The sequence below is a fragment of the Streptococcus sp. 27098_8_51 genome (assembly GCF_041432205.1).
GTDB lineage: Bacteria > Bacillota > Bacilli > Lactobacillales > Streptococcaceae > Streptococcus.
The window spans coordinates 61,537-71,266 of sequence record NZ_JAPVZE010000008.1 but is presented as its reverse complement, the minus strand read 5'-3'; the positions used below and the strand labels follow the sequence as shown (position 1 = coordinate 71,266).

At 36.0% G+C, this 9,730-nt stretch carries 6 protein-coding genes; all 6 read right to left on the bottom strand.

Translation table 11 applies throughout. The annotated features are described in order from the left end of the window. Window positions 1-4,763: S8 family serine peptidase (locus O3622_RS06545; RefSeq protein WP_371607229.1), on the bottom strand; the 4,763-nt coding region annotated here is incomplete at its 3' end. Between the two features lie 430 nt (window positions 4,764-5,193). Beyond that, window positions 5,194-5,979: an ABC transporter permease gene (locus O3622_RS06540; protein ID WP_371607228.1), complete on the bottom strand. Its 786-nt coding sequence runs from the start codon at window positions 5,977-5,979 to the stop codon at window positions 5,194-5,196. A gap of 1 nt (window position 5,980) precedes the next feature. Beyond that, window positions 5,981-6,799, bottom strand: a complete 819-nt coding sequence (locus tag O3622_RS06535) for an ABC transporter permease (protein WP_371607227.1) — start codon at window positions 6,797-6,799, stop codon at window positions 5,981-5,983. Between the two features lies 1 nt (window position 6,800). Beyond that, window positions 6,801-7,793, bottom strand: a complete 993-nt coding sequence (locus tag O3622_RS06530; RefSeq protein ID WP_261203785.1) for an ATP-binding cassette domain-containing protein — start codon at window positions 7,791-7,793, stop codon at window positions 6,801-6,803. A 310-nt stretch (window positions 7,794-8,103) separates the two neighbouring features. Continuing rightward, on the bottom strand, window positions 8,104-8,649 hold the full coding sequence (locus O3622_RS06525; RefSeq protein ID WP_001066186.1) for a histidine phosphatase family protein: 546 nt from the start codon (window positions 8,647-8,649) through the stop codon (window positions 8,104-8,106). A 51-nt stretch (window positions 8,650-8,700) separates the two neighbouring features. Beyond that, a complete protein-coding gene (locus O3622_RS06520) occupies window positions 8,701-9,633 on the bottom strand; it encodes an alpha/beta fold hydrolase (protein WP_000734266.1) in 933 nt (310 codons plus the stop codon). Window positions 9,634-9,730 lie beyond the last annotated feature (97 nt).

The window sequence follows — 9,730 nt, the reverse complement described above, 5'->3', positions numbered from 1 at the left end:
CCTAATTCTATTACATTCCCATAACTTGATGCATACGGATATTCTGCTTTAGTTTCCTTATTTTTTTCAGGCATTCTAATTTTAGTTTCAGCTTTTATCTGACCATCATCTTTGACAAAAAACCTCATATCTCCTGCAAAAGCTAATCCATCCACAATATCATTAATATTAGCGTATAAATCAAATGTCATCGTTTTTGAATGGGAATCATACTTGGTCGTTTTGATTTCTATCGATTTATAGTTATTTCCATAGTATACCTTGGCATTTTTAGAAACATTACTGATCTTTCCAAGAATTTCAAAGTGTCCATCTTTAGATGGGTTTAGAATGCCATAAATTTTTGATTTGATTTCATCAAGTTTTTCAGTTTCATATTCTAAGGCACTACCATCGTCATAAGCAATGATATTTCCCTTATCATCGTATTTATAATCGTATTCCTCTATTCTCTTACCAGTTTCACTTGTAAAGTCATCAACTTCTCTAAATTTCTTTTTAATGAGTTTCTTTAAATCTTTGCTTTCAAAGTCTCTAATTGTTGAAATTGTTTTATGAATAGTCAAGCTAGATTTTTCTTCGGTAGCCTCTTCATTTTCTTGATGATGTTCTACTTCAGTTGTATCTTTTTTAAGACTATCCTCTTTTCTATTTTCTAAATTTTTAAATTTAGATTCGGAAATCTCGCCAAGCTTTTGGTATTTAGATGAATCTTGATCAGGATCTACTAGATAATAGGAAATCATCCCATTTTTATCAGCATGATCAGCAAATTTAATTCTATGAATCTTTGTGAAATTGCTAGAACCGTCTAATGCAATCACTTCAATGATTTTTCCTCTTAAATCTCCTGCACCTTTAATTTCATAAATGGTATTTCCGTCTTTGTCAAGTTTTCTATTTCGTCCTTGACCCTCACCTGCATAAGTGACTTCAAGATTTTTCTCAACCTCTCCATCTTCATTAACAAGAGCGGCCCCAGCATACCAAACTTCGTTGGCAATCTCGTCAAATTTTTCAGGATGTTCTTTTTGATCTCTCGCAAATAGCGTTTCATTCTTATATTGCTCTTTGACCTTGTGATAAGTATCCTTTGTAATTAACTTAATTTTTCCAGGGTTTGAAAAATCAATTGAAACAATCTTTGGAGGGGTGTTATCAATTTTTACAGGAATATAGGAAACCTGCCATGGGTAATCCTTGGTTAATCTATATTTAAATTTATAGAAATATTGGCCTTCCGCAATCGGTTCAAATTGTCCTCGTATCTTAGTAGCAGGATCTTTTTTGTCATTACTTTCTGGGGCATTTTCTTCTCTACCTCTAGGGTTATAAATGAGTCCATCCCATTTCAAGTCACCCCAAACTTTTAGCTTAGAAGATTTAATGCCCTTTGCATCATTTCTTTTAGAGTTTAAAATTCCTTTAATAAAGTGTTCTCTCGAAATGACTTTTAAGTCTTTTTGATTTTCTCCTTCTTTATTTGTATTTACTATTGAAATCACCCCTTCTTCTGCACTTCTTAATACAAGTGGAGAAGGCGTTAATCCTCTCTCAAGTTGAGCATCTTGAGGATTTCCATTTGAATCTAAAGGATAGATTTTAGCAATATTAGAGCCACTTGATGAAGGTGCGTTGATTCCTTCGTTATTGAAAGCAAATAATTCTGGATTTTGATCTAGGGATGTTGTATTTTTATCTTTTCTATTTTGGATAACTCCTGCTGGATTAAATTTATCTATACCATGTTCTCCACCAATCCCCTTATTTAAGGTACCTGGAATTTTTGGTTTACCATCATCATCATAACCTTCCATTGCTTTTGATTTTGATCCTTCTTCCCAGGCCCATTTATCAAGGATTGGTTCGTGGTTCCAATTCCCAGCAAATCCCATTAGAGGCATCGACAAAGAAGGTTGGAAGTTTCTTTTCTTACCGTTGGAGTTTAGAGCTTCCATTTCTTCCACTGACTCAAAATGAATAAATGATTCTACAAATTTATTTTTGTTTTTAGCTTCTCCAACATTTATAACCGCATTTAAATCAAAGCTGGAATTTGGACCTATAGTGAAAGTATCATGCTCAAATGTGATATTTGCTCCTTTGACTTTTTCTGGGTGAATTTCTGGAACAATTTGCTTCCCGTCCGGAGATTTTTCATCTTTATATGTTTCATCGAGTTTTAGCCTATCAGTTAGAGCATCTGTAGTTACAGTTGATGCAGAAACTTTAAAGGTTAAAGGTCTGTTTGAGGTATTGTGAAGCTTAATTGTAAAGTATTTTTTATCACCTTTTATTTCTTTAAGAGAAATGGAACCATATGAATTTACCAAACCTTTAGAATCTGTATTTTTGAAAGTTGCTACAACTTCATTTCTCAAAGCGTTGGCAACATTAATTAGCCCCGCTCCCTGCTGTCTAGGTGATGCAAAGTATTGACTCTTTTCTTTCCAAGAGGTTGCATCCATCATAGGTCTTGCAGTATTTTGTAGAGCTATTTTTGTAAGACTTGTAAGGTCTATTTTGTCATCTCCCTTAAGATTTTTCAAGACAGGTCTTTCAAGCAATTCCTTTAATTTTGGTCGAATCAAAACAGTAGAAGCTGCTACGATTGGAGTTGCCATACTAGTTCCTGACATATAACCATAAGTGGATTTACCATTGATAACATTTAGAGTGGATTTAATATTTTTACCAGGTGCTGAAACATCCGGTTTTAAAAGCAAGTCTGTTCTTGGCCCCCAAGATGTAGACCCTGCTGGGACTATAATATCTTCTTTATAAAGTTCTTTGTCTGTGTCAGCTGCAAATTTAAAGTCAATTTCTTTTTCATCACCTACATTCGGTTTATTAGAATTATAGCTTTCCATATCAATTGGATAGTATTGTTCTAAGTTATCTTTAAAATCTTCCTTATTATTTCTTTTGACTTCAGTTTTTTTATCAGGGTTAATCATGTTCCATAATTTTACACCATCATCTCCTGAAATTGAAAATACTTGACTAGTAGTCCCTTCATCCGCTTCATATCCCATAGCTGGAAGGTCTGTCCAATTATCTCTATTGTAGTAATTTACAGTATTTACAACCATAATGGCACGTGCGCCTTTATCCGTTGCTCTTTTAAAAGCATCTTTTAAATCCTTGGTATAAATTCTATCCATTACTGCAATTTTGCCCTTAAGATCCAAGCCTATCAAATCTTTGTCTTGACCTTTACCTATATATACAAATTTTAATTTATTTGGAGTTTTTGACCCATCCTCATTTGTTAGGATTTTATTTTTATCGAAAAAAGCTCCTATATTTCTGTATTTAAAACTTTGTCCTCCAATGTTAACCTTATCAAACTCAATGGTTTGATTTTTAGCAGAAGCGACCGCTATCGCATCTTCATGTGCGGCAGTTCGTGTTACATTTCCAGTATCTGTCATTTTCAGATTATTATTGGCTACTAAATCCCAAGAAGAACTTGAAGCAGAAGTCGCAAAATTACCTGTAGCAACAACCATTGGGATTCCAGCTTTTCTTAATGCTCTAATAGCCTCCCAGTATTTCTCACCTACAAGACCTGTTCCCGTAAAGCCAGATGATACCGAAACAACATCGACATTGTGTTTGATCGAATCTTCAATAGCATGAAACATTGTTTCATCACCCGCAAACCCAGATCCTGCGTCAGAGTACATTTTATAAGAGAAAATTTGTGCATTAGGCGCAATTCCATCTATGCCATTAAAGTTCTTGATGTCTTTTTCAGTATCATTTCCAGCAAGAATCCCTGCAATATGCATCCCATGTGGGTCAAAATAATCCCTACCATCATCATATTTTTCTACAGTGATTTTACCACCATTATAATAATTGAACGCATGAGGGATTTTATCACTCAACCAATAATTTTTATCAGTGCCTTTTAAGTCATCTTTTTTAAATTTCATCGAGTCTTTGGCATCATCATCGATTCTCATAGCCTTATGCCTATAATCTGTTCCAGTATCGATATTTGAAATAACCATACCTCTACCATCAAAATTTTTCCCAAATGGAGCATTAATAGACTTTAGGTAATCAATAGCTTCCTCAACTCCAATTTCCTTTCTGGCATGATTCATCATTGGTTGGACTTTTTGTGATCGTTCAACCGACGAAACACCTTCTATTTGTTTAATTTTGTCCAAATTATCTGGAGTTGTTTCAATGGCAGCGCCATTAAAAATCGTATTATAGGTATATAAAACTTTTGTATCCTTAAGATTGGATAGTTCCTTGATTGCTTTTTCTCCAGATTCTTTATCTTTAAATTCAGCAATATAGACAAGTTTATCTTCTTTTTTCGGATTTTCTGTATCTTTATTTACAAATGAGTCCGCATCATCTCCTTTGGGTTGCTTGGAGTCTTCTTTGATACTTGCTCCTTCGTTACTAGTTTTTTTGTCTATCTCAGACTTTCTACTAACAACCTCTTTTTCCTCAATAACTGTTGTCTTCTTCTCCTCAATATCCTTTGAAGTTTCTATAACATTATGAATATCTTCAGATTGTTCATTGTTTTCTGTTTCTTTATCTGCTACTACTTTTTCTTTACCAGAAATTTTTAAAGCATCTTCAGAACTAGGTGCATCTGCTACTACTTTTTCTTTATCAGAAATTCTTAAAGCATCTTCAGAACTAGGTGCATCTGCTAAAATTACCTCATTGGGGGCATATGCTGCTAAAATAACTGCAGCAGTAGTTAATGACAATACCGTACTTTTTTTCATTATAATTCCTTCATTTTTTATTTTAAACCCAATAGATAGAAAACTTTAACTTTGCTAGCCTTTGTTATAAAAAGTTTTATGACGTATTATCTAGTGGGATAGAGTAGTACATTTATATATAATTGTTAGCTCTCTGAAAAATAGTATATCAATTAAAAAAATTTAAGTCAAGAAAAATTAACCCAGGTTAATTTTTTTTTTAATCCATGTTAACAAATAGATTAGTCAATAAATATTATAGTTAACTGGGTACAATATAAACTCATTCCTCCCATCAAAAATAGTAGCAATCAACTGGAATAATTACCAAAATCGCAAAAAGGGGTATGGATAGAATTTATGCCTTAATAAACATGCAAAAACAACCGCTATAATTTTCAACGGTTGTTTGTAACATATTTAATGTTTAAATCTCATCCTATTTTATATCTTACGAACCCGCACTTTCGTAAGCGTCCAAGCCCCTGTCCCAGAGTTTTAAAGAAATAACAAAGAAAACAAGGGAAATCAACATCAAACCACCGATGTTAAAGAGCCCGTCTTTATCCTGCAAGAAATAGCTGGCAGGATAGTAGGCTGTAAAGGCGAAAGGTACGATAAAGCTAATCAACCAACGAAGGAGCGAATTGTAAATGGAAATCGGGTACTTAGCAAAATCATTAAACATATAGAAAATATAAATCATGGCACCTGACTGCTTGGTCCAAAAAGCGATGCTGGCAGTCGCGATTTTCAAGGAAGTATAGATCAAGGTCGCAAAAGGAATACAGACTAGGAAAAGTAGAAATTTAGGAAGAGTCCAAGCAATGCTTGATACTGTTGTCGCTAGCAAGATTCCACCGACCAATAGTTCGCCCAAGGCATCAATCTGAAAAGTTTCGACTAGGATGTGAAAGAGCGGATTGATAGGACGAGTCAGATACTTATCAAACTCACCTTTTCTCACTAAGCGTTGCCCCAGTGCCCAGAGATTGTCAAAAAAGAGATGGTCCAGTCCCTTGGGAATCAAGGAAAATCCATAGATAAAGGCAATCTCTTGAAAGGTCCAGCCTTCAAGCGAGGGGATATGTTGAAAGAGTACATTGAGAAACAAGAGGTTCAAACCTTGGGTCAGAAAGACACCTAAAACACCAACCACAAAATCAACCTTGTATTCCATGATTTGCTTGATGTATTGTCTGATAAAAATCAAATGCATGCGTTGATATTTTTTCATACTAACCTCCTTGAATGGTGATGAAGGACTGGACTCGTTTCCAAATCAGCTGAGACAAGCCCACCATCACTAAGAGCCAGAAAAACTGCAAAGCGAATGCCTGAAGAATCTGACTGGCATCGTATTTCCCAACAATGATCATGACAGGAGTGTAGATCAAGGATGAAAAAGGCAAAAAGGACAGAATATCTGAAACAATTTTTGGAAAGAAAGCTAAGGGAATCAAACTTCCAGACATAAAGGCCACTATGGAAGTCTTGAGTAGATTGGAACCCCATAGATTTTTAAACACAAAGGCTGAAAATCCAAAGCAGATATTAAAGAAAAAGTTAATCAGGTAGGCCAGCATTAAGCTAAAAAGATATAGGACCGTTAATCCCAGCACTTCTACAATCCCTTGCCCAGATAAGATTTTCATCAAGACAATGACACTTAAAAATGGCAGTCCAACAGAGATAAAAATCAACCACTTGGAGCCAAGCTCGGTGAAGAGATATGAGGCCGCAAAATGCACTGGTCTCAGCAAGCGCATGATAATGGAACCATCCCTGACCTCCTCCCCAATCATAAAGGAAGAATCTGACTTGGTCAAGAGATTGGTCACAAAACTCATGATGATGTAGAGGGTGATATCAGCCATACTGAAGCCTTGAATCAAGGACTCTTGCGAGGAATCAAAGACGGCCTTCCAGAGATAAAAGGCCACAAAAGCTCCCATCACATCACCAATCCGATAGAGAAGAAAATTCACTCGATAGGTGATCAACTCCTGAATCCCTGCATTGATAAAGGGTTTATAACGTCTCCACAATTTGACCATCTTAGAGCTCCTTTCGATAGAAGCGACGGATAATATCCTCAATATCCGTATCCACCATCTTCAAATCGCGAATTTCAAAATCAGACAGGGTTTGCTTGATAATATCAGCCGACTGGTAGCGGGAACTATCGAATTCAATATTGAGACTGTTTCCTTGTCTATCAATGGTCATATCCGAAAAGCCTTCATAGTGAGAAACGAGATGACTTTGACCTGGTACCAGTTCAAAAGAAAGAGTCTTCATCTTGCCAAAGGTTTCCTTGAGCTGGCTAACCGTTCCATCAAAAATCTCCTGCCCCTTGTCAATCATAAAAATCCGATCACAAAGTTGCTCAATGTCACTCAGGTCGTGAGTGGTCAAGAGAATGGTGGTCTCTTCCTCTTGGTTAATCTGAGTGATAGCGCGACGAATATTGTCCTTGACCGAAACATCCAAACCAATGGTCGGCTCATCTAAAAAGAGAACTTTGGGATTGTGGAGCAAGGAAGCCGCAATGTCCGCCCGCATCCGTTGTCCCAGTGAAAGAGTCCGCACGGGGTCCTTGATAAAGTCCTTCAAGTCCAAGACTTCATTCAAAAAATCCATGCGCTTATGGAAGAGCGAGTCTGGCACATCGTAAATCTCTTTTAAGACCGTGTAGGTCTCTTGCAGAGCCAAATCCCACCATAGCTGGGTTCTTTGCCCAAAGACAACTCCAATATCCTTGACATAGTCTTGGCGATTATCCTGCGGAATCTTGCCGTTAATCCGACAAAAACCAGATGTCGGTTTCAAAATCCCTGTCAGCATCTTAATAGTTGTCGATTTCCCAGCACCATTAGCTCCGATAAAACCTAAAATTTGGCCCTTTGGTACCTCGAAGGTCAAATCCTTGACCGCTTCAAAGGTCTGCTTTTCAGGATGAATAAAGGAGCGCAAAGCTCCTTTCAACCCCGGTTCTTTGACTGTCTTCACAAAATTTTTCTGAAGATGTTCCACTTCTATCATTGCCATAAATCTCTCCCTATAGCAAGGAATAACAACATTGTATTTTTGACTACAAATATTCTAAATCCTTACTTTCTAATTGTTATTCTTACAGAAGGCTTTATACCAACCTATTATAGTCCAATAAAAAAAGGAATGCAAGCGTTTGCCTACAGATTATGAAATTAGAGATTTCACTCTTAAAATGCTATTTTAAATCCAAAATTCTGGTTTAATAGTTTCCTTAAAACACCAAAAAGACCTGCCCGATGGGCAGGTTACGAGTTGTAAAAAGCAAACTATTTTGATCAATATGATTCACTATTTAATCAACGAACTAATCTTTCAAAATTCTTTTCACAATCCCATCTCTATCAATTAGAAAACAATCTGGAAAGGTCATATGCTCCCATTTTTCATAATCAAAACTGGAATCAAAGTGATGTAGTAGTATTCCTATCAAATTCCCGTGTGAACTAAGTAAAATCATTTTTTCTGAGTATCTCTCTTCCAATTCCATTAAAAAATTTAGTACTCTAGCTAGTGCGTCTTGATTTGATTCCCCTTCTAAAAGAGATTCACTAGGATTTTGCCATAAATATTTAATACTGTCTTCAAACTCAGAATCTTTTATAAAGGTTGAAGATAATTTTCGCTCTCGTAACCGATTATCAAGAACTATTTTATCAAATTGAATTGGCGAGCTATTAATCGTTTCAAATGCTCGTTTATAAGGACTAGAAAAATAATAATCAATATTAAAAGAATTCAAAAAATCTAACTGGTCAAGAGATGAGAATCCTTTTTCTGATAAAGTTCTATTGAAATCATCACTTGAAAATCTTGAATGAGCATGTCTAAGTAAAATATAAGAATTATTCATAAGTCATTACCTTTCAATTATTATCATCAGTCTCAATGGATTTTTAAGCCCTCAATTATTCTCTAAAAATTCTTTAATGCGAGAAACAATAGCATCGCTTTGATAATGATAGAGGTCGTGAGGCGCATCCATATAGACGACTTGAACATTAGACTGGTCGCTTGCAAATCTCTCTGCATAACGTTGCCATTCTGATTGGCTAAAACTGGTGCCTTCGCCGTTAGATACCAGTAATAAGGTGGGAATTTTCGGATTGATGCTAGAGGGAACTTTCTTAGCATTTTCCTTTACCGTTTGAGATTCATAAAGCATGGCTTGTGACATCAACTGCTTATAAGCTAGAAGTTTATATTGTTTTCGTTCATTTTCGGTCAGAGTTTGATTTTTTATATAAAAAGACTCAGGTAAATAGCGTAATAAACCAATCTTGCTACTCCAATATGCCACAGTGAGCAAGGCCTGATTATCCTTTAAATTCTCATAACTTGACGGCAGTGCCCAATCCAGACCAATCAAGGCTTTCACTTCATCAGGATACTTCTCCTGCCAAGCCAAACTCTCTAGACTAGCCATGGAATGAGACAGAATGATAAACGGCCCTGTGATATTTGCTTGGGAAAGAGCTTGGCGAGTCTCAGACAAAACCTCCATCACATCTCTTGAATGATTGCTATCATCACTATAACCATATCCCGCCCTCTCCACGATAACTAGCTTATACTGTTTCGATAAGGATTCCGATACTTCTTTAAAATCCAATATAGGAGAAGCAATACCAGCACCTGAGATAACTACTATAGTCTCAGGTCCTTCACCTTGAACATAAACATTCATTTGATGACCATTGACAAGAACTTGCTGTCCCACAGGTGTTAGTGAGGCTTGTTCCTTTTCCAAACTGATACGATGAAAGATGAATGTTGCCCCTAAAAACAAAAGAATGAAACTAAGAAAGCCAAGACTCCATTTTTTCAGTTTTTTCATAGCATTATTGTACAAAAATTAGACTCTTTTAGCAACTTAAGATAGATTCTTCCCCAACATATTCTCTATAGTTTCAAACACCAAAAAACCTGCCCTT

What these genes read in the sequence shown, in the direction of transcription:
- O3622_RS06540 (WP_371607228.1), bottom strand. Translation starts at nt 5,979, where the DNA reads ATGAAAAAATATCAACGCATGCATTTGATTTTTATCAGACAATACATC.
- O3622_RS06535 (WP_371607227.1), bottom strand. Translation starts at nt 6,799, where the DNA reads ATGGTCAAATTGTGGAGACGTTATAAACCCTTTATCAATGCAGGGATT.
- O3622_RS06520 (WP_000734266.1), bottom strand. Translation starts at nt 9,633, where the DNA reads ATGAAAAAACTGAAAAAATGGAGTCTTGGCTTTCTTAGTTTCATTCTT.
- O3622_RS06530 (WP_261203785.1), bottom strand. Translation starts at nt 7,793, where the DNA reads ATGGCAATGATAGAAGTGGAACATCTTCAGAAAAATTTTGTGAAGACA.
- O3622_RS06525 (WP_001066186.1), bottom strand. Translation starts at nt 8,649, where the DNA reads ATGAATAATTCTTATATTTTACTTAGACATGCTCATTCAAGATTTTCA.